Origin of the sequence: Micromonospora cynarisoli (genome assembly GCF_030518815.1) — a bacterium.
Classification (GTDB): Bacteria; Actinomycetota; Actinomycetes; order Mycobacteriales; family Micromonosporaceae; genus Micromonospora; species Micromonospora wenchangensis.
The window spans coordinates 4,287,559-4,306,972 of sequence record NZ_CP130426.1 but is presented as its reverse complement, the minus strand read 5'-3'; the positions used below and the strand labels follow the sequence as shown (position 1 = coordinate 4,306,972).

The 19,414-nt window shown below is 72.6% G+C and carries 16 protein-coding genes, 1 tRNA gene and 1 other RNA gene; 10 read left to right on the top strand and 8 right to left on the bottom strand.

Going from position 1 to position 19,414, the window contains the following annotated elements:
* Positions 1 to 57 precede the first annotated feature (57 nt).
* The 5 genes from Q2K16_RS18510 to Q2K16_RS18490 all read right to left on the bottom strand — a co-directional run bounded on the left by Q2K16_RS18510 (position 58) and on the right by Q2K16_RS18490 (position 4,945).
* Positions 58 to 2,634, bottom strand: coding sequence for a hypothetical protein (locus Q2K16_RS18510; protein ID WP_302738827.1), 2,577 nt, complete (start codon positions 2,632 to 2,634; stop codon positions 58 to 60).
* Positions 2,635 to 2,723: 89 nt separating this feature from the next.
* Positions 2,724 to 3,218 (bottom strand): hypothetical protein, encoded by a 495-nt coding sequence (locus Q2K16_RS18505; protein ID WP_489671924.1) that lies wholly within the window; start codon positions 3,216 to 3,218, stop codon positions 2,724 to 2,726.
* 32 nt (positions 3,219 to 3,250) lie between these two features.
* On the bottom strand, positions 3,251 to 3,865 hold the full coding sequence (locus tag Q2K16_RS18500; protein ID WP_302738825.1) for a hypothetical protein: 615 nt from the start codon (positions 3,863 to 3,865) through the stop codon (positions 3,251 to 3,253).
* 120 nt (positions 3,866 to 3,985) lie between these two features.
* Positions 3,986 to 4,681 (bottom strand): alpha/beta hydrolase, encoded by a 696-nt coding sequence (locus Q2K16_RS18495; RefSeq protein ID WP_302738824.1) that lies wholly within the window; start codon positions 4,679 to 4,681, stop codon positions 3,986 to 3,988.
* A gap of 179 nt (positions 4,682 to 4,860) precedes the next feature.
* A tRNA-Ser gene (locus tag Q2K16_RS18490) sits at positions 4,861 to 4,945 on the bottom strand.
* A gap of 82 nt (positions 4,946 to 5,027) precedes the next feature.
* Here Q2K16_RS18490 and ffs point away from each other — a divergent pair.
* The 4 genes from ffs (at position 5,028) to recR (ending at position 9,091) form a co-directional block, all read left to right on the top strand.
* Positions 5,028 to 5,117, top strand: an RNA gene (ffs, locus tag Q2K16_RS18485) — signal recognition particle sRNA small type.
* 107 nt (positions 5,118 to 5,224) lie between these two features.
* The gene (locus Q2K16_RS18480) at positions 5,225 to 8,071 is read left to right on the top strand and encodes a DNA polymerase III subunit gamma and tau (protein ID WP_302738823.1); all 2,847 of its coding nucleotides are present in this window, start codon (positions 5,225 to 5,227) and stop codon (positions 8,069 to 8,071) included.
* Positions 8,072 to 8,181: 110 nt separating this feature from the next.
* Positions 8,182 to 8,490, top strand: a complete 309-nt coding sequence (locus Q2K16_RS18475; RefSeq protein WP_228544755.1) for a YbaB/EbfC family nucleoid-associated protein — start codon at positions 8,182 to 8,184, stop codon at positions 8,488 to 8,490.
* Between the two features lie 7 nt (positions 8,491 to 8,497).
* A complete protein-coding gene (gene recR, locus Q2K16_RS18470) occupies positions 8,498 to 9,091 on the top strand; it encodes a recombination mediator RecR (protein ID WP_302738822.1) in 594 nt (197 codons plus the stop codon).
* A gap of 72 nt (positions 9,092 to 9,163) precedes the next feature.
* On the opposite strand, the gene Q2K16_RS18465 is transcribed toward recR, so the two are convergent.
* A complete protein-coding gene (locus tag Q2K16_RS18465) occupies positions 9,164 to 9,754 on the bottom strand; it encodes a hypothetical protein (protein WP_302738821.1) in 591 nt (196 codons plus the stop codon).
* A 734-nt stretch (positions 9,755 to 10,488) separates the two neighbouring features.
* On the opposite strand from Q2K16_RS18465, the gene Q2K16_RS18460 reads away from it, so the two are divergent.
* From Q2K16_RS18460 to Q2K16_RS18440, 5 genes are all read left to right on the top strand, one after another.
* Complete coding sequence (locus Q2K16_RS18460) at positions 10,489 to 12,165, top strand: ABC transporter substrate-binding protein (protein ID WP_302738820.1); 1,677 nt, start codon at positions 10,489 to 10,491, stop codon at positions 12,163 to 12,165.
* A 99-nt stretch (positions 12,166 to 12,264) separates the two neighbouring features.
* Positions 12,265 to 13,272, top strand: coding sequence for an ABC transporter permease (locus Q2K16_RS18455; RefSeq protein ID WP_302738819.1), 1,008 nt, complete (start codon positions 12,265 to 12,267; stop codon positions 13,270 to 13,272).
* Positions 13,269 to 14,378 carry an ABC transporter permease subunit gene (locus Q2K16_RS18450; RefSeq protein ID WP_489671780.1) on the top strand — a complete coding sequence of 370 codons (1,110 nt, stop codon included), beginning with the start codon at positions 13,269 to 13,271 and terminating at the stop codon, positions 14,376 to 14,378. The genes Q2K16_RS18455 and Q2K16_RS18450 overlap by 4 nt, the downstream gene beginning before the upstream one ends.
* Before the next feature lie 106 nt (positions 14,379 to 14,484).
* Complete coding sequence (locus tag Q2K16_RS18445) at positions 14,485 to 15,471, top strand: ABC transporter ATP-binding protein (RefSeq protein ID WP_302738818.1); 987 nt, start codon at positions 14,485 to 14,487, stop codon at positions 15,469 to 15,471.
* Between the two features lie 77 nt (positions 15,472 to 15,548).
* The gene (locus Q2K16_RS18440) at positions 15,549 to 16,625 is read left to right on the top strand and encodes an ABC transporter ATP-binding protein (protein ID WP_302746529.1); all 1,077 of its coding nucleotides are present in this window, start codon (positions 15,549 to 15,551) and stop codon (positions 16,623 to 16,625) included.
* Positions 16,626 to 16,693: 68 nt separating this feature from the next.
* Here Q2K16_RS18440 and Q2K16_RS18435 read toward each other — a convergent pair whose 3' ends face one another.
* Both Q2K16_RS18435 and Q2K16_RS18430 read right to left on the bottom strand, forming a co-directional pair.
* Complete coding sequence (locus Q2K16_RS18435) at positions 16,694 to 17,131, bottom strand: hypothetical protein (protein WP_302738817.1); 438 nt, start codon at positions 17,129 to 17,131, stop codon at positions 16,694 to 16,696.
* Positions 17,113 to 17,772: an HNH endonuclease family protein gene (locus Q2K16_RS18430; RefSeq protein WP_088643797.1), complete on the bottom strand. Its 660-nt coding sequence runs from the start codon at positions 17,770 to 17,772 to the stop codon at positions 17,113 to 17,115. The genes Q2K16_RS18435 and Q2K16_RS18430 overlap by 19 nt, the downstream gene beginning before the upstream one ends.
* A 108-nt stretch (positions 17,773 to 17,880) precedes the next feature.
* On the opposite strand from Q2K16_RS18430, the gene Q2K16_RS18425 reads away from it, so the two are divergent.
* A complete protein-coding gene (locus Q2K16_RS18425) occupies positions 17,881 to 19,344 on the top strand; it encodes an MFS transporter (protein ID WP_302738816.1) in 1,464 nt (487 codons plus the stop codon).
* The last annotated feature ends 70 nt before the right edge of the window (positions 19,345 to 19,414 follow it).

Here is a 19,414-nt window from a genome sequence, read left to right as displayed (position 1 = left end):
GCGTTCCGCGTTTGCCGGACCGGGCCGGCCCCCGGTCGGAGCCGGCCCGCGACCGGGTCAGGAGGTGCCGGCGTTCCGGTGGCTCAGCCGGTAGGTGGCGGCGTTGCCGTCGGTGTCCAGCAGCACGGTGACCGGGCCGGGAGGCAGCGCGCAGGTGACAGTGCCCTGGGCGGCGCGGTCCGTTCCGCACGTCGACCGACCCGTCCCGTCGAAGACGGTCAGCCGGGCCCGGCCGGTGCCGGCGGTGCGCGCCCAGGTGAGGGCCTGCCGGGCGGCGTGCTGGTCGGGCGGGACGGTGAAGCAGGCCGCGAGGCGGTCCGGGCCGGTGGTCACGGTGGTGTCGGTGGTGTCCCGGGGCAGCGTCGGGCAGGCCGGCGCGTCGGTCCGGGCGAAGCCCACCGTGTACGCCAGCTGCGTGACCCAGCTCTGCCCGGTGAGCAGCGCCGAGTGCGGTGCCGGGCCGTCCAGTTCGCAGCCGTGCCAGGTGTACCACCAGAGGCTGCACTCCGACTCGCCGTCCGCGTCCACGATGTCGACGTTCAGCGCGGCGTCGACAGGCAGCAGCGCGGCGATCGACGCCCCGGACGGGGTGGCCAGGGTCAGGCAGTTGACCTGGCCGGAGGTGTCGATCCGGCCCCGGTGCGGCGCGTCGGCCCAGCCGGCGTCGGAGACGGGTGTGCACCCGGTCGGCCGCAGCGGCAGCAGGGACACCGCGAACTCGGTGGTGCTGGTGGCGTCCACGCTGGCCAGCAGGGTGTGCCGGCCGGCGGGCAGCGGGCAGCGGACCTGGGCGCAGACCGTCCGGCCGGCGGTGTCGAGGACCCGGGCGAACGTGGTCACGTTGTCGCCGTGCAGGGCGGTCACCCGGTAGACCCCGGCGGCCGGGACGTCCAGGATCCGGCACGCGACCGGGGCCGGGGCGCCGACGGGCGCGGTGCCGTAGCTGCCGGGCCGCACCGTGGGGCAGCCCACCGGGTCGGAAATCCGCCGGATACCCAACGGGTACGTCTCGGCGGTGTTCCCGCTCCACTCCCGGTACGAGATCACCCGGTAGTCGCCGTCGGCCGGGAGCACGCAGCCGACCTGGTCGGACGACTCGGTGCAGATCCGGTTGCCACCCGCGTCCTGGGTCCAGCGTGCACCGGACACGATGACCCGTTCACCGGCCCGGCCGGTGAAGGGCTGGCAGTTGGTCTGCACCCGGGCGATCTGGCTCACCTGGAGGACCGGTTGGTCCCAGGGGGCGTAGCCGGTGGTGGGCGCGCACCCGTCCGTCCGGTCGAGCGGGTTCAGTGCCACCTCGTACCGGTGGGTCCGGTCGGCGTAGCGGGGGCTGCTGACCAGCAGGGTGTACCGGCCGGCGGCCGGCACGGCACAGACCGGGACGCCCTCCCGGACGCAGACCTGAGCGCCCGTGGCGTCCAGCACCTGCCAGTCGAAGCTGGTGGCGTCGAGGCTGACGGCGCGGACCAGCAGCGGCCGGGCCGCGTCGGTGCTGAAGGTGTGGCAGGTCGTCTCGCCGGCCGGGGTCGCACCGCTGTTCACGGCGCTGCCCGGGTCGCCGTACGGGGCGAGCGGCAGGCTCTGGCAGCCCGCCGGGTCGGACAGCCGCCGCGCCTTGACGAGGTGGGTGCCCTCCTTGCCGTACTGTTCCCAGCTCAGCAGCCGGTAGGGACCCGGCCGGTCGAGCCGGCAGTCACCGCCGCCGTAGCTCAACTCGCAGAGCGTCAGCTGCTGCCCGTCGAGGATCAGCCCCCGGATGTCGTGCGGACCGCCCGGGTCGGCGAACCGCAGCAGCGCGCCGTGCGGCTGGTCGAACAGGTGACACCGGGCGGCCGCCCCGGCCGGCAGCGTCACGGTGCTCCCCGGTGACCCGAAGTCGAACAGGTCCACCGGCAACTGCCCGCAGCTCGACGGGGCACGCGTCGACTCGGCCGCGATCGTGTAGTCGCCCCGCCCGGTGGGGTACGGCAGTTGCAGGGTGATCCGGTACGCCCCGGCGGCACCGACCCGACAGCGGTTCGCGTCCACGCCGAGCCGGCAGAGCTCCCGGCCGGTGGCATCGGTGACCCGGCCACCGACGGAGTCCCGCCCGGTGCCCCGACCGAGCTGGATCAGCAGCAGGTCGTCGGCGGCGGTGGTGGTGACGGTCCAGACGTCCTGCGCCTGGTCGGCGATCGCGGTGCAGGTGGCGACCGTGCCGAGGGCCAGACCGCCGCCGCAGCGGGAGCGGGGTGGCTTGGGCTGCCGGATGATGGTGGTGGACCGGGCACGTGGCTGTTCGGTGCTCAGCCCGGCGGCCTGCGTACCGGGGGCTCCGGGGGCTGGGGTCGCCAGCGGGGTCTGCTCCGCTGCGGGGACCGGCAGGTCCCGGTCCGGTGTCTTGCGGCCGTATGCGGCGGCCGGCGTCTCCCGGGCCGTGGCGGGCGGCGACGCCGGGTCCGATGTGGCGGGTGCCGGCGGATGGGTCGCCGCGCTGTCGGACGAGCCGACCGCCGCAGCCGGGGTCGGCGCTCCGTCACCCGTGGCGATCGGGCCGACGGCCAGGGTCGAGACGAGCAGGGTGACAAGCGCGAGGCGCGGCAGTGACGTCCCGGCCCGGATTACCGGGCAGGACATGACGGTGCGTGACATCTATCCCCCGTGACCTGCCACGCCGACTGCGTGGCCAGGAGATGCTCTCATCGGGACCGGTCACGGACAATCCACGTCGTGGTCGAAGTTCAGCAGGGGCCGTAGCCTTCGTCGAAGAGGCGGCGGGCCCAGTCGGCGTACCCGGCGATGATCTCCCGGACGGCGGTGCCGTCGTGCAGGAAGAGGTAGCCCCGGTCGCCGTCGCGGGCCAGCAGCCCGTCGAACCGGTACGTCCGTTGTGGAGCGTGCAGCCGGATTGCCGACGGGTACCGGCTCAGCACCTCCTCGACGGGGGTGCCGACGGTGATCCCCTCCGGGGTGCTCATCGGATCGTCGAGCCATAGCAGCACCAGCCGGTCGTCGACGAAGATCGGGCTGGCTGTCCCGTGCCCGGCCAGCGTCATGCCGCAGGTGTCGGCGTCGGAGCGCAGCACCCCGCGCCGGGTCAGCTCCGTTTCGCTGGCACCGAACTCGGCCCCGGCCAGGCCGTGCAGCCCGACCACCTGGCTGACGCCGATCGGCCGCGCCGGGATGTCGGGCCCCGACGGACGGGTGCCGCTACCCGACGCCGAGGCAGCCACCAGTAACGCCGCAAGCACGGCAAATTGTCGCAATTTCATGGAATCCCCCAGTCCCCAACGGGACCGGGGCGTTCAGGTTGCTGGTCGGCCGGGAATTGCTGCTCTTCCCATTCCTCGGCCAGTTCGTCCCAGTAGTCGGCGGTCAGCCCGCGCCGGCCGTGGGTCAGCCAGCCGTCCGTGTTCCGCTCCAGGTGCAGGCCCAGCTCGGCGAACGGGTCCAGCCACCGGCCGGGCTCCACGCCGAGCCGGGCCAGCGCCGCGTTGATCGGCCACTCCCCGCGCGGCAACGTGAAGGCCGAGTCGAAACGGGGACCCCAGCTCAACCTGCCGCCTAGCCAGACCGCCGACGCCTGGTGGCCGATCCCGCCGGCGAACTCCGCCTCCAGGTACGCCACCGGACCCCGCCGCGACCAGCGGTCCAGCAACCCGGCCAGGGCCGGCGAGAAGACCAGCTCGAACGGCTGCTCGGCGGTCGGCTCCTCGGGGTGGTAGTCAGGCAGCGCGCCGGTCAGCTCCTCGATCAGCTGCGGGGTGACCGGCAGTAGCGCGAAATCCTGCCGCAGCGCCGCCAGCACCGCGTGATCCAGGTCGGCGGTCTGCTCGCGGAGCAGCTCGACGCCCGCGACGACCGCGCTGAGCTGGTAACTCATCCGACCCCCCGCCGTCCACACCCTGTGGATAGCACATGTGTACGACGGAACTGGAGGCCGCCGTGACTGCCCGCACCGTACCGATCCGGTACGAGAATCCCGAGCCCGGCGCATACCGCGTCACTCGTGTCCAACGGCGATCTCCCGCAGCAGCCCGGCGAGCAGCTCCGGGTGGGAGAGCATCGGATGGTGCCCGGTGGCCAGCTCCACCGTCCGTCCCGCCCATGCCGCCTGGGCGCGCTGCACCTCCGGCGGGGTGGCCCGGTCCCCGGCACAGACCACCCCCGTCGCCGGGGTCGACCGCCAGCCGGCGTACCGGACCGGGGTGGTGAGCACGGCGGCGTCCTGTCGGACCAGCCGGGCCAGCGCACCCTCCACCGCCGCCGGGTCACAGTCGTGCAGGAACAGCGGCGGAACCAACTCGGGCCGGGCCGCGAACGTGCCGTCGGGGAAGAACTCCAGGTGGGGCGCGGGTCCGGCGGGTCCGAGATCGGCCAGCGACTCACCCACGTCGGGCAGGAACGAGCTGACGTAGACGAGATGCCGGACGTCCCCGGCGTCGGCCGCCGCAGTGGCGACCACTCCGCCGTAGGAATGGGCGACGAGGATCGTCGGGCCGCCGTCGCGCAGGACCCGACGGGTCTCCTCGACGTCGTCGTCCAGCCCTGCCGGCTGGCGGGCATCCGGCAGCTCACCGCAGCTCGGTAGCCGTACCGCGACGCTCGCCGTCCCGCTGGCCGCGAGCAGCGCGTCGACCCGGGACCACCACCACGCCCCGTCGCGTACGCACGCCCCGTGCACGAATACGATCCGCATCGCTGCCTCCCTCGACCGGGCCGCTGTCGCGGAAGACCCTAGGGGGCCGGCGCGGGGGCCTGAGTGCCCGTTCTGCCGTGGGCATAGCGCGGCGCGATCTCGGCCGGGTGCCGGTGGAGACGACGGAGGGTCGGCTCCCGAACGGGGCCGACCCTCGACGTTGGTGCTGCTCAGGCGAGCGGAGGATACGAGATTCGAACTCGTGAGGGTTTTATCCCAACACGCTTTCCAAGCGTGCGCCCTAGGCCTCTAGGCGAATCCTCCGCGAGCCAGGATACAGGTCCCCGGCGGCCGGGCTACCCCACCACCCCCCGAAGATCCATCCGGGGTCGGGTAGGGTGGACGGTACCTCCCGTGCGGCGGTATCTCGTGAACCTCCCCAGGGCCGGAAGGCAGCAAGGATAAGCGAGCTCTGCCGGGTGCACGGGAGGCCTTTTTGTCTCCACCCACCGGTACCGTACCTGCGGGTCGGGTCCCGGGGTGGTGGGTGGTCACCCGCGCCCGACCGGCGCAGAATGGCTCGGTCGAGAGGAGGCGGGGCGAGTGACGCTGGCGCTCTACCGCAAGTACCGGCCGCGTACCTTCGCCGAGGTCATCGGCCAGGAGCACGTCACCGAGCCGTTGTCGCAGGCGCTGCGCAGCGGTCGGCTCAACCACGCCTACCTGTTCTCCGGCCCCCGGGGCTGCGGCAAGACCTCCAGCGCCCGGATCCTGGCCCGCTCGCTCAACTGCGAGCAGGGCCCCACCCCGGAGCCGTGCGGGCAGTGCGACTCCTGCCGGTCGCTGGCCGTCGACGGCTCCGGCTCGATCGACGTCATCGAGATCGACGCGGCCAGCCACGGCGGCGTCGACGACGCCCGTGAGCTGCGCGAGAAGGCGTTCTTCGCGCCGGCCCGCAGCCGCTTCAAGATCTACGTCATCGACGAGGCGCACATGGTCTCGTCGGCCGGCTTCAACGCCCTGCTCAAGCTGGTCGAGGAGCCCCCGGAATACGTCAAGTTCATCTTCGCCACCACCGAGCCGGAGAAGGTCCTCGGCACGATCAAGTCGCGGACCCACCACTACCCGTTCCGGCTGATCCCGCCGAAGGTGCTCCGGCCGTACCTGGAGCAGCTCACCCAGGCCGAGGGGGTGACCGTCGATCCGGCGGTCTTCCCGCTGGTGGTGCGCGCCGGTGGCGGCAGCGCCCGGGACAGCCTCTCCGTCCTCGACCAGCTCATCGCGGGGGCCGGCCCGGAGGGGGTCAGCTATCCCCGGGCCGCCGCGCTGCTCGGCGTCACCGACTCCGCGCTGATCGACGAGATGTGCGACGCGCTGGCCGCCGGGGACGGCGCGGCGGCGTACGCGACCGTCGACCGGGTGGCCGAGGCCGGCCACGACCCGCGCCGTTTCGCCTCCGACCTGCTGGAACGGCTACGCGACCTGATCGTGCTCCAGCAGGTCCCGGATGCCGCAGGCAAGGGCCTGATCGACGGTCCGGCCGACCAGATCGAGCGGATGGCCGCCCAGGCCCAGCGGCTCGGCCCGGCGACCCTGTCCCGCTGCGCCGACATCGTGCACAACGGCCTGGTCGACATGCGCGGCACCACCGCTCCCCGGCTGCTGCTGGAGCTGATCTGCGCCCGGATGCTGCTCCCCGGCGTCGACGACTCCACAGGTGGCCTGCTCCAGCGCCTGGAACGGATGGAGCGCCGGCTCACCCTGGGTGCCGTCGACCTGCCGCCGGCCGCCGCCGGCTCCGCGCCTCCCCCCGCCCCCACCGAGGTACGCCCCCAGCCCGCCCCGGCCGTCGCCGACAACCCGGCGGAGCCCGGCACCCCCACCGGGGTGGCTGCCGCGCGGGCCGCCGCTGCCCGCCCCGGATCGCCTTCGGCGGCACCCGCCGCGCCGACGTCGGGTGGCACACCTGTCGCCGACGCTGCTCCCGTACGCCGTCCGGTGCCGCCGTCGGCGGTGCTGCCCGATCCGGCGACGCCCGAGCCGCCCCGTCCGGGCAGCGACCCGGTGGGCGCGCTCGACGCGGTGGCCGTCCGGCGGGCGTGGCCGGAGGTGGTCGGCAAGGTCAACCGGACGAACAAACGGATCGCCGCCCTGATGCGGGACGCCGTGGTCCGGGACCTCGACGGGGACACGCTGGTGGTGACCGTGAAGTCGGTGGTGCTGGCCAAGATGATGGCCGACCACGCCCGGGTGCTCACCGACGCGCTCTACGAGGAGTTGGGCGGTCGCTGGCAGATCCGCTGCGAGGTGGCCGGCGAGCGGGGTGGGGCAACCCTCGGTGGTCCGTCCCGTCCGGCCCGCCCGTCCGCGCCTCCCGCCGACTCCCCGCCCGGCCCGTCCGACGGTGGCGTCACCCCCCACCCGGTCCGTCCGTCCGCCGGCCCGGACGCCGGTCCCGGCCCGTCCGGCGGCCCGGCGGCCCGGCCCGACGCTTCCCCGCCCGCTGACGCGACCGGCACGCACGGCGCGACCGGCACGCACGGCAGGATTGGCGGGCCAGACGTGAACGGCGGGACCGGCGCGAACGGCGCGGCGGGCGGGGTCGGCCCCGGTGGCCCGCACGGGGTGCCGGGTGTTGCCGGCTCCGGCCGCGCGAACGGTGCCGGTGCGGTGGACGGTTCCGGCGGGGCCACCGCCGTCGCGGTGCGGGGCGGCGAACCGCAGGCGCCGGGTGGCAGCGGGACCGGTCCGGCCGACGACGACTGGCCCGAGCCGGCCCGTCCCGGTGGCGAGGACGGGTGGCCGGAGGCTGCCCGCCCCGGCGGGGCCGGCAGCGCGGGCGATCCCGGCGACTGGCCCGAGGCGGCCCGTCCGGGCGGTGCGGTGGCCACGGCGACGACGGCCGGCGGTACGGCGCAGTCCGGGTCGGCGGGCGGATCTCCTGCCGCGCAGACCGGACCGGGCACGGCCGGGGCGTCGGCAGCACGGGCGGTGGCACCGGCGGCCGGGGCGGCGACCGCGCGTGCCGGCGGGGCGGCGACTGCCGTACCCAGGCCGGCGGGGCAGGCGACGGCCCCGGCGCAGCCCGGTGCGACCGTGCCCGGTGCGGCCCCGGTGAGCAGCGCGATCGCGGCGGCGCGGGCGGCTGCTGCGGCGGCTGCCGCCGGCACCGCCAAGGGGCCACGGACCGCCCAGCCGGCACGCCGGACGGCGGACGCCGACTGGGCCGGTGAGCCACCGTACGACCCGGACTACGACGGGCCGGGGCGGGCCGGCGGACGCTCGCAGCCAGCGGCGGCCCCTGCTTACGAGGGGTTCGACCCGGGTGACGAACCGCTGGACGAGGTGATCGACGAGCGGACCGCCAGGCAGTCGAGCGAGGAGCAGGCGGTGCAGTTGCTCCGGGAGGCGTTCGGGGCCGAGAAGATCGACGAGGTGGACGCGCGCTGACCCGCCGTCGCCCGGACCGGAGACCACCGGTCGTGCCCGACTAGGCTGGGCGCGGCCGAGCAGACAAGTGCGAGAAGGAGCCATCCGTGCGCCCAGGTGGACAGCCGAACATGCAGCAGATGCTGAAGCAGGCGCAGAAGATGCAGCAGCAGATCGCCAAGGCGCAGGCCGAGTTGGCCGAGGCCGAGCTGACCGGCACCGCCGGCGGTGGCCTGGTCACCGCGACCGTGTCCGGCTCGGGTGAGGTCAAGAGCATCAGGATCGACCCGAAAGCGGTCGACCCGGAGGACGTCGAGACCCTGGAGGACCTGGTCGTTGCGGCCCTGCACAACGCCGCCGAGGCGGCCAAGGAGCTGACCGACCAGAAGATGGGCCCGGTGGCCGGCGGCATGGGCGGCCTCGGCCTGCCCGGATTCTGACCCGCAGATGTACGAGGGTGCCATCCAGGACCTGATCGACGAGTTGGGACGGCTGCCGGGCGTCGGCCCGAAGAGCGCCCAACGCATCGCGTTCCACGTCCTGTCGGCGGACCCGGCCGACGTCACCCGGCTCGCCGGTGCGCTGCGCAAGGTCAAGGACCTGGTCCGGTTCTGCACCACCTGCTTCAACGTCGCCGAGTCGGAACAGTGCCGGATCTGCCGCGATCCGCGCCGCACCGACGAGGTGATCTGCGTGGTCGAGGAACCGAAGGACGTAGTGGCGATCGAGCGGACCGGTGAGTTCCGGGGCCGCTACCACGTGCTCGGTGGGGCGATCAATCCGCTGGAGGGGATCGGCCCGGACAACCTGCGCATCCGTGAGCTGATGAGCCGGCTCAGCGGGGGGACGATCCGCGAGCTGATCCTCGCCACCGACCCGAACACCGAGGGTGAGGCGACCGCGACGTACCTGGCGCTGATGGTCAAGCCGATGGGTATATCGGTCACCCGCCTGGCCAGCGGCCTGCCGGTCGGCGGCGACCTGGAGTATGCCGACGAGATCACCCTGGGCCGGGCCTTCGAGGGCCGCCGCGCGGTCTGACCGGCCCCGCCGGTCGGACACGCGTCGATGGCCGGCGCCCCGGGTGGGGTGCCGGCCATCGTGTCGTACGGGTCAGCTGTTCCAGTGGTGGGCGACGAGGTCGGCGGCCTGCTGTTCCCACTGTGCGTAGTGGTCGGGGTAGGCCGACACCTGCACCGTCTGGGCGGCCTTGGTCAGGGGCATGTCCTGCCAGCCGTCGACCTGCTTGAGGCCCTTGAGGAACGCCAGGGTGGCGTACTCGGGGTCGGTGATCTGTTCCACCGTGCCCCAACCGGAGGACGGACGCTGCTGGAACAGGCCCTGCGAGTCGTGGTCGTTGCGGTCACCCAGGTGACCCAGGTTCTCCAGCTTCGACTCCTGGAGGCTCGTGGCGATGGACACCACGGCGGCCCGTTCGTCCATGCCGGCCTTCTTCGTCGCCGCGATGATCGCCTTGACGTTGCTGGTCTGCTCGTCGTCGAGGTCGATCCGGGACTGCTTGCCCTGCACACCGTGCGGGATCAGCCTGTCCTTGTCCACGGCCGGCTTGTCGGCCTGCACGGCGGCGACGGGTCGGGTGTCGACGGTGGGGGTGTCGGTGAGGTGCAGGGGGCCGGCGGCGATGCCTCCGGCGACGGCGAGGCCGGCGATACCGAGGACGCTCTTACGCAGAATGGTGGTCATGGTGGTTGCTCCTTCGGGGGTAGACGCCCTGCCTGTCCCGGGGGAGGGGTGGCGGGGCGTGGGCACCACGTCGGGGCGCACATAAGACAGGTCGGAAAGACGGGGTTCCCGGTCGGGGCTTGCCGTGGTGCGGTAGCCGCTCGGGCCGGGGTCGGGTGTAACGACCGGGGTCCCGGGGTCATTCCCGGCCGGCGGGCCGGGTGGGTGCGGTCGTCTGTGCCCGGGGGTGTAACGACGGGCGCGGGCCGGCCATTCCGGCCGGGGCCGCCGGGGCCGCGGGGGTGCCGCTGCGGTCGTACGGAGGGTGTAACGCCGGGGGCGGGGCCGGGATTCCGGCCCGGGGGTGCCGCCGGTCACGGGACGTCGACCCCACGGAGCGTACGACCCGGCGAGCCGGAACCGGGGCGTACCCCGGAACCGGACACCGGCGCGGACGCCGCTCGGCACGGTGCCCGCTGGCCGGGACGTGTGGGGGGCGGTGAGCCGGAGCGTGACGGCGGGTGACGATGGTGACGACAGGTTCGGATAACCGGGTGATTTGCGGACACAACCCCGAGGTGTCGCTGTGACAGTCCCGTTTGTCGGGAGATCCGGCGGTGTCAGACGGAGTGCTTGGTGTCGGCTTGGTAGCGATTGCCTAACGGCCGTTCCGCTTCGGTGTGTCGTGTCATAGCCTCCCGCTCACGGACCGAGCCATGGACCGGCGTTGTTCAGGCGGATGACAGAGGTGAGAGATGCAGGCGAGAAGGCTAAGGACGGCCGTGAGCCTCGTGGCCGTTGCAGCCCTGGCGGTCGGCGCGGCCGGCTGTGCGGAGAGTGACCGCGGCGATGACAACAGTGGCGAGGCCAAGACGGGCGGCACCTTCATCTTCGCCGGTGCCGGTGACCCGAAGAACTTCGACCCGATCTTCAACGACGACGGTGAGTCGTTCCGGCCGGTCCGGCAGATGTACGACACGCTGGTCCAGCACAAGCCGGGCACGGCCGACCTGGTGGGTGGCCTCGCCGAGAGCTGGGAGCACGACCCCGAGGGCAAGGTCTGGACCTTCAAGCTGCGCCAGGGCGTGAAGTTCCACGACGGCACCCCCTTCAACGCCGCCGCGGTCTGCTTCAACTTCGACCGCTGGTACAACATGAAGGGCGCCGCCGCCCAGTCGCAGATGATCTACTACCAGGACGTCTTCGGCGGGTTCGCCAAGAACGAGGCCGAGGGTGCCGGCGAGGCGCTCTACAACAAGTGTGAGGCCAAGGACGACGGCACCGCCGTCGTCACCCTCAACAAGTACAAGGGCGCGTTCCCGGGCGCGTTCGCGCTGACCGCGCTCTCGATCGCCAGCCCGGAGGCCCTCAAGAAGGGTGACGCCGACACGGTCAAGCAGAACGGCGACTCCTTCGAGTACAGCTCGTTCGCGACCACCACCCCGGTCGGCACCGGCCCGTTCACCTTCGGTGGCTGGGACAAGGCCAAGAACGAGATCACCCTGAACCGCAACCCCGACTACTGGGGCGCGAAGGCCAAGGTCGACAAGGTCATCATCAAGGTGATCAAGGACGAGAACACCCGTAAGCAGGAGCTGCGGGCCGGCACCGTCCAGGGCATCGACTTCCCGGCTCCGGCCGACCGCAAGGCGCTGTCCGGTGAGGGCTTCCAGGTCCTCGACCGACCGGCGTTCAACATCCTCTACCTGGGCATCAACCAGAAGAACCCCAAGCTGAAGGACCTGCGGGTACGCCAGGCGATCGCCTACGCCCTCAATCGTCAGCAGCTCGTCCAGACCAAGGGCCCGGGTGGCACCAAGGTCGCCGACGAGTTCATGCCGGACACCGTGCTCGGCTACGCCCCGGACGTGCAGAAGTACGAGTACAACCCGGACAAGGCCAAGCAGCTGCTCAAGGAGGCCGGCGCCGAGGGGCTGACCCTCAACTTCTACTACCCGCCGGACGTCTCCCGGCCGTACATGCCGAACCCGCAGGAGATCTTCACCGTCCTGGCCAACGACCTCCAGGCCGTCGGCATCAAGGTCAACGGCACGCCGCGTCCGTGGAACGGTGGCTTCAAGGACGACGTGCAGCAGTTCGGCAAGCAGGACCTGCACATCCTCGGCTGGACCGGTGACTACAACGACCCGGGCAACTTCGTCGGCACCTTCTTCGGTCGGGGCAAGGCCGAGTTCGGCGACCAGGCCATGACCGAGATGTTCGACGCGATCGCCAAGGCCGACGGCACCGTCGACGAGGCGGGCAAGAAGGCGGCCTGGGAGCAGGTCAACCGCGACATCGCCGCCAAGTGGCTGCCGGCCGTGCCGGTCTGGCACGCCCCGCCGGCCATCGTCGTCACCAAGGACGTGCAGGGGCTGGTCGCCAGCCCGCTGACCGACGAGCGGTTCAACACGGTCAGCGTCAGCAAGTGACGTCCGTCGGCTGACGCCGTAGGCGTACATCGGCCCGGGTCGGGAGCAAGTGCCGGCCCGGGCCGATGCCGCCAACATCGAGAGTCTGGTGTGTGAGAGATGTTGCGAGTCATAGTCCGCCGCCTGCTCCAGCTGGTGGTGACGCTGATAGCGCTGTCCGCGCTGATCTTCGTCTGGTTGCGGAACCTGCCCGGCGGCCCGGTCGAGGCGCTGCTCGGCGAGCGGGCCACCCCGGAACGACGGGCGCTGCTGATCAAGGCGCTCGGCTACGACCAGCCGATCCTCGTGCAGTACGGCAAGTTCATGCAGCGGGTCCTCACCGGGGACCTGGGCAACTCGATCCGTTCCGGTGACCCGGTCACCGACGTCATCGCCCGCGCCTTCCCGGCCACCATCGAGCTGGCCATCGCCGCCATGATCATCGCGGTGGGGCTGGGAGTGCCGCTGGGCTATCTCGCCGCCCGCTACCGGGGCCGACTCCTCGACAACCTGACGATCGCCGGCACCCTGCTCGGCATCTCGATCCCCATCTTCTTCCTGGGCTACCTGCTCAAGGACGTGCTCACCCAGGACATCCACTGGTTCCCGCCGTCCGGGCGGATCAGCACCGGGATGGACAACACCTCGGTGACCGGGTTCTACGTCCTGGACGGCCTGCTCACCCGGGAGTTCGACGCCAGCGCCGACGCGCTCTGGCACCTGATCCTGCCGGCGATCACGTTGGCCACGATCCCGCTGGCGGTGATCGTCCGGATCACCCGGGCCAGCGTGCTCGACGTGCTCAACGAGGACTACGTACGGACCGCCGAGGCCAAGGGTCTGCGGCACCGCACCATCCGGGGCCGGCACATCCTGCGCAACGCCCTGCTGCCGGTGGTCACCACCATCGGCCTGCAGACGGGCGCGCTGCTCTCCGGCGCGGTGCTCACCGAGAAGGTCTACAACTGGGGCGGGCTCGGCACCCTGATCACCGACTCGATCAGCGGCGGCCGGGACTACCCGGTGCTCCAGGCGATCATCCTGCTCGCCGCGCTGGTCTTCGTGCTGGTCAACCTGCTGGTTGACCTCTCCTACGCCTTCATCGACCCGAGGGTGCGTGTGCGATGACCGACCCGACCACCCACCCCGGCGTGGGCAGGCCCCGTACCGGCGACAGCCCCACCGACCAGCCCGCCGGGAACCCGGCCGAGGACAGCCCCGCCGGGAACCCGGCCGAGGACAGCCCCGCCGGGCAGGCCGGCGAGACCCCGGCGCAGCGGCGGGAGCGCAGCATCGGTCGGCTCGGCGACCGCAAGCGGGCGCGGCTCGACGAGTTGGCGCGGGCCACGGCCGACCCGGGCGGGGTCAGCCTCTACCGGGACGCGCTGCGCCGGCTGCGCCGTAACCCGGTGGCCATCGTCGGCGCCGTCATCGTCGGGCTGTTCGTGCTGGTGGCGATCTTCGCCCCGTTGATCGCCCCGCACGACCCCGTGCAACGCTTCGACGAGCTGACCCGAGACCTGACCGTGGACAGCATCCCCGGCGCCACCGCCGGGCACCCGTTCGGCTCGGACCCGCTCGGCCGGGACTTTCTCTCCCGCATGATCCACGGCAGCCGGCAGACCCTCTTCGTGGGCGTGCTGGCCACCCTGATCGGGCTCACCCTGGGCGTGCTGCTCGGCGCGGTCGCCGGGGCCTTCGGCGGCTGGGTCGACGTGGTGCTGATGCGCCTCACCGACGTGATGCTGGCGCTGCCCAGCCTGCTGCTGGCGATCACCCTGGTCGCGATGGCCAGCCGGTCGAGCCAGTGGACGGTGATCTTCGCGGTGGCGATCGTCAGCGTGCCGATCTTCGCCCGGCTGCTGCGCGGCTCGATGCTGGCCCAGCGGGAGAGCGACCACGTCCTCGCCGCGCGGGCGTTGGGCGTCAAGGAACGCAACATCGTCCTGCGGCACATGCTGCCCAACTCGCTGACCGCGGTGATCGTGCAGGCCACCCTGACCTTCGCGGTGGCCATCCTGGACGCGGCGGCACTGTCCTTCCTCGGCCTCGGCGACCCGGACATCAACCGGGCCGAGTGGGGGCTGATGCTCGGCGTCGACGGCCAGCGCTACTTCGAGGTCCGCCCCGAGCTGGCCTACTATCCGGCGCTCGCGATCATCGTGGTCGCGCTCGGCTTCACCCTGCTCGGTGAGGCGATGCGCGAGGCGATCGACCCGAAGAACCGGCGGTGACGGCGGTGCGGCCGGCCGGCGCGACCGGCACCGGGCCGGGCGGGAGCCGGGCGGACCGGCGACCGCAGCCGGGAGCGAACGACCAGCACAGTGAGGATGTGACCCGATGAGCCTGCTCGACGTACGCGATCTGAGCGTGGTGTTCCAGCGCCGGGGCGAGCGGCCGTTCACGGCGGTCGACCAGGTCAGCTTCACCGTGGAGCCGGGGCAGACGGTCGGCCTGGTCGGCGAGTCCGGCTGCGGCAAGAGCGTGACCAGCCTGGCGGTCATGGGTCTGCTGCCGAAGCGGGGCAACCGGGTCACCGGCGAGGTGCTGTTCGAGGGCACCGACCTGCTCAGGCTCCGCCCGGACGACCTGCGGGACCGCCGGGGCCGGGACATCGGCATGATCTTCCAGGACCCGCTGTCGTCGCTGAACCCGGTCATCCCGATCGGGGTGCAGGTCGCCGAGGTGCTGGAGCGGCACCGGGGGATGGACCGCCGCAAGGCCCTGCGGGAGGCGCGGGAACTGCTCGACGCGGTCGGCATCCCCGACCCGGACCGCCGGTTGACGGAGTTCCCGCACCAGATCTCCGGCGGCATGCGCCAGCGCGCCCTGATCGCCATCGCGCTGGCCTGCAAGCCCCGGTTGCTGATCGCGGACGAGCCGACCACCGCGCTGGACGTCACCATCCAGGCGCAGATCCTCACCCTGCTCAAGCAGTTGGTCGACGAGACCGGCACCGCGCTGATCATGATTACCCACGATCTCGGGGTGGTGGCGGGGCTCTGCGACACCGTCAACGTGCTCTACGGCGGCAAGGTGGTGGAGCGGGCCGCCCGGCACGAGCTGTTCGCCAGGCCCCGGCACCCGTACACGCACGGGTTGCTCAACTCGGTGCCCCGGCTCGACTCGGTGCGGGGCGAGCGGCTGCACGCGATCCGTGGCTCGGTGGCCGACAACATCCCGTGGGTCGAGGGCTGCGCCTTCGCTCCCCGCTGCGACAACGTGGTGGACGCCTGCCTGGACGGCCCGCCTCCGTTGGAGCCCACCGCCACCGGCGGCGACCTGCGGTGCAACAACCCCGTTTCGGAGGAGGTGGCGGTGCCGTGACCGAACGGACCGGAAACACGGATGGTGCCGCGACCGGACAGGCCGGGGCGGGGGACACGGCGGAGCGGGCGCGGCCCCTGATCGAACTGCGCGACGTCAAGGTGCACTTCCCGATCAAGAGTGGACTGCTCTTCGACCGTACCGTCGGCTACGTCTACGCCGTCGACGGCGTCTCCCTGTCGATCAACGCGGGTGAGACGTACGGGCTGGTGGGCGAGTCGGGGTGCGGCAAGTCGACGCTCGGCCGGGGCCTGCTGCGGCTGGTCGAACCGACCGACGGTGAGATCGTCTTCGACGGCACGGACGTGCGCGCGCTCAAGGGTGAGTCGATGCGTAAGGCCCGTCGCCGGATGCAGATGATCTTCCAGGACCCGTTGTCCAGCCTGGACCCCCGGCAGTCGGTGGAGTCGCTGCTGGTGGAGGGGCTCAAGGCGCACGGGCTGGCCGACGACCGGGAGGCGACGAACCGGCGGCTGCGGGAGACCCTGCAGGCGGTCGGCCTGCCCGCCTCGGCGTTGGGCAGGTATCCGCACGAGTTCTCCGGCGGCCAGCGGCAGCGCATCGGCATCGCCCGCGCGCTGGTGCTCGACCCGGACCTGATCGTCGCCGACGAGCCGGTCTCCGCCCTCGACGTGTCGATCCAGGCCCAGGTGCTCAACCTGCTGGAGGACCTCCAGAACGAGCGCGGGCTGACGTACCTGATCATCGCGCACGACCTGGCGGTGGTCCGGCACATCGCCGACACCGTCGGGGTGATGTACCTCGGCGGCCTGGTCGAGGAGGCGTCCAGCGACGACCTCTACCGGGAGCCGATGCACCCGTACACGAAGGCGTTGATGTCGGCGGTGCCGGTGCCGGACCCGCTGGTCGAGGACCGGCGGGAGCGCATCCTGCTCGCCGGCGACCTGCCGTCGCCCACCAACCCGCCGGCCGGCTGCCGGTTCCACACCCGGTGCCCGTGGGCACAGCCGACCCGCTGCGCCGACGAGCGGCCGGCGCTGCGCGAGGTCGTCGGCGGCCACCGGGTCGCCTGCCACTTCGCCGAGGACATCGCCGCCGGGCAGCTGCGCCCGCACGAGGTGGAACCCGAACTGGTCCGGCCGGACGAGGGCGGGACGCCGGGCGACCCCGGTGAGCTGATCCCCACCCCGTGAGCAGACGGACAGGGCCCCCTCCCGGTGAACGGGAAGGGGCCCTGTCCGTGGGGGCGGCGGCGGGCGGGTCAGCCCTCGGGACGGTGCAGCAGGGCGAGCGCGACGGTGTGCACGGCGTCGAGATCGGCCGGGTCGGCGAGCTTGGCCGTCCCGCCGGTCACCGCGTACCACTCGTCGGCGTCCTTGTACTGCACGGCGAGGGTGACCTGGCCGTCGGCGTACCGGGACTTCAGGGTCAGCTCGCCTGTCACCACGCCGACCTCGTCGGTCATCACCCCGCCGGGGCCGGCGACCAGGTCGGCGGTCAGCTCGCGGGGCCCGCCGGTGCCGCCCGCGTCGGCGGTCATCCCCGCACCCGGCACCCCGGCCGGGGCGGCGGGCTGCCCGTCGGCGGTCATCCCGGCGGTGGCCGCCGCCGTACCCTCCGGCGCTCCGTCGGCTGCCGTCGCCGGTGTCCCGGTGGTCCCGGCGTCGGCACCGGCCGGTGTCAGCGCTTGCTCGCCCATGTGCAGCCCCCCAACATGTCGGTGATGGCGGCCTTCTCGGCGCTGGTCACCGTCAACTTCCAGTGGTGCTTGACCTCTACCCAGTGTTCCGCGTATGTGCACCAGTAGGCGCGGTTCGGCGGTTTCCACTGCGACGGGTCCTGGTCACCCTTGGACCGGTTGGAGCTGGCGGAGACCGCGAAGAGCTGCGGTCGGGTCAGGTCGTTGGCGAAGTCGCCGCGCTTGGCGTCGTCCCACTCGTCGGCACCGGACCGCCACGCGTTGGCCAGCGGCACCATGTGGTCGATGTCCACGTCGGAGGGATCGGTGAAGGTCCGCCCGTCGTAGACGCTCTCCCACCGCCCGCCGACCACGTTGCAGCCGGAGAGGCGGATGTCCTTGCCGTCGCGCTGGAGCACGCTGTCCCGCACGTCGCAGTTCTTGCCGGTGTCCCGCCAGTGCGGGAACCGGTTGCGGCTGTATCCCTTCATCGAGCCGGCCTCGGCGACGGTCAGCTCCGAGAGCTGCTCACCGACGTTGCCGGAGCTGCCGGGTGGCGCCTCCGGCTCCTCCACCGAGACGTCACAACCACCCGCGCCGAGGGCGAGCAGCGCGGCAAGGGCCGCCGCCACCGCCGCGCGGCCTCCTGATCTGGTACGCACAGACGACACCTCTCCAGCTTGCGGGCTTACGGCGATCCCGCACAGTACCCAAGGCACGGTTTCCGCGTTTCGTGGCGTCTCCGGTCGAGGGCGTGCAGATTGGTACCCATGACGGCACCCGCTCACGCGCTCCGTATCCGTACCACGGCCGGGCGGGGGACGCTGCTCGCCGCGATCCTCGCCTCGGGCATGGTGTTCCTGGACAGCACCGTGGTCAACGTGGCACTTCCCCGGCTGGGCGCCGACCTCGACGCGACCGTCGCCGGTCTGCAATGGACGGTCAACGGGTACGCGCTGATGCTGGCCGCGTTCGTCCTGCTCGGTGGGTCGCTGGGGGACCGGTTCGGCAGGCGGCGGATCTTCCTCATCGGGGTGGTCTGGTTCGCGGTCGCCTCCGCCCTGTGCGGCCTCGCCCAGGACACCAACCAGCTGATCGCCGCCCGGTTCCTCCAGGGCGCGGGCGGCGCGCTGCTCACCCCCGGTTCGCTGTCGGTGCTCCAGGCGAGCTTCCACCCGGACGACCGGGGCCGTGCCATCGGCACCTGGTCCGGGCTGTCCGGGGTGTCCACCGCGCTCGGCCCGTTCGTCGGCGGATGGCTGATCGACGCGCTCTCCTGGCGGTGGATCTTCTTCATCAACCTGCCGCTCGCGGCCGGGGTGCTGCTGGCGGCGGCGCGCTGGGTCCCGGAGAGCCGGGACGAGAACGCCTCCCGCAGCGCCGGCCGACGGTTCGACATCGCGGGGGCGCTGCTCGGCGCACTGGCGCTGGGCGGGCTCACCTACGCCCTGATCGACGCCCCGGTACGCGGGGCCGGCTCGTGGTCGGTGCTGGCCGCCGCCGGTGCCGGCGTCCTCGCCGCGGTCTGCTTCGTGCTGCTCGAACGGCACCGGGGTGAGGGGGCGATGCTGCCCACCACGCTGTTCGGCAGCCGGCTCTTCTCGGTGCTGAACGTGTTCACCGTGCTGGTCTACGCCGCGCTGAGCGGGTTCACCTTCTTCCTCTCCGTCTACCTCCAGAACGCCGTCGGCTGGTCGGCGCTGCGGACCGGCCTGGCCACCGTGCCGATGACCGTGCTGTTGCTGCTCGGCTCGGCACGGGCCGGGGCGCTGTCGGCGCGGATCGGCCCCCGGCCGCTGCTGACCGTCGGCCCGGTCGCCGCCGCCGCCGGCCTGCTGCTGCTGCGCCGGGTCGGGCCGGGGGCGTCGTACTGGTTCGACGTGCTGCCCGGGGTGCTGCTGTTCGGGATCGGGCTGACCCTGGTGGTGGCGCCGTTGACCGCGTCGGTGCTGGCCGCCGTCGCGGACCGGTTCGCCGGGGTGGCCAGCGGCTTCAACAACGCCGCGTCGCGTACCGGCGGCCTGCTCGCGGTGGCCGCGCTGCCGCTGCTGGTGGGCCTCTCCGACACCGGCTACGAGCAGACCGCCGCCCTGACCGACGCGTTCCGGGGTGCGATGACCTGGTGCGCCGGCCTCCTGCTCGGCGGCGCGCTGCTGGCCGCCCTGCTGGTGCACCGCCCGGCGTCTGCGGACCGCGCGGCGGGTCGGGCCGCGCCGTCGACCAGGGGCGGGTAGCGGGCCGAGCGTGGCGGGTGGCCGGCCGGTGGCGCGGGGTGGGTGCGGCCGGCCGTGCCGCCCTGGACGG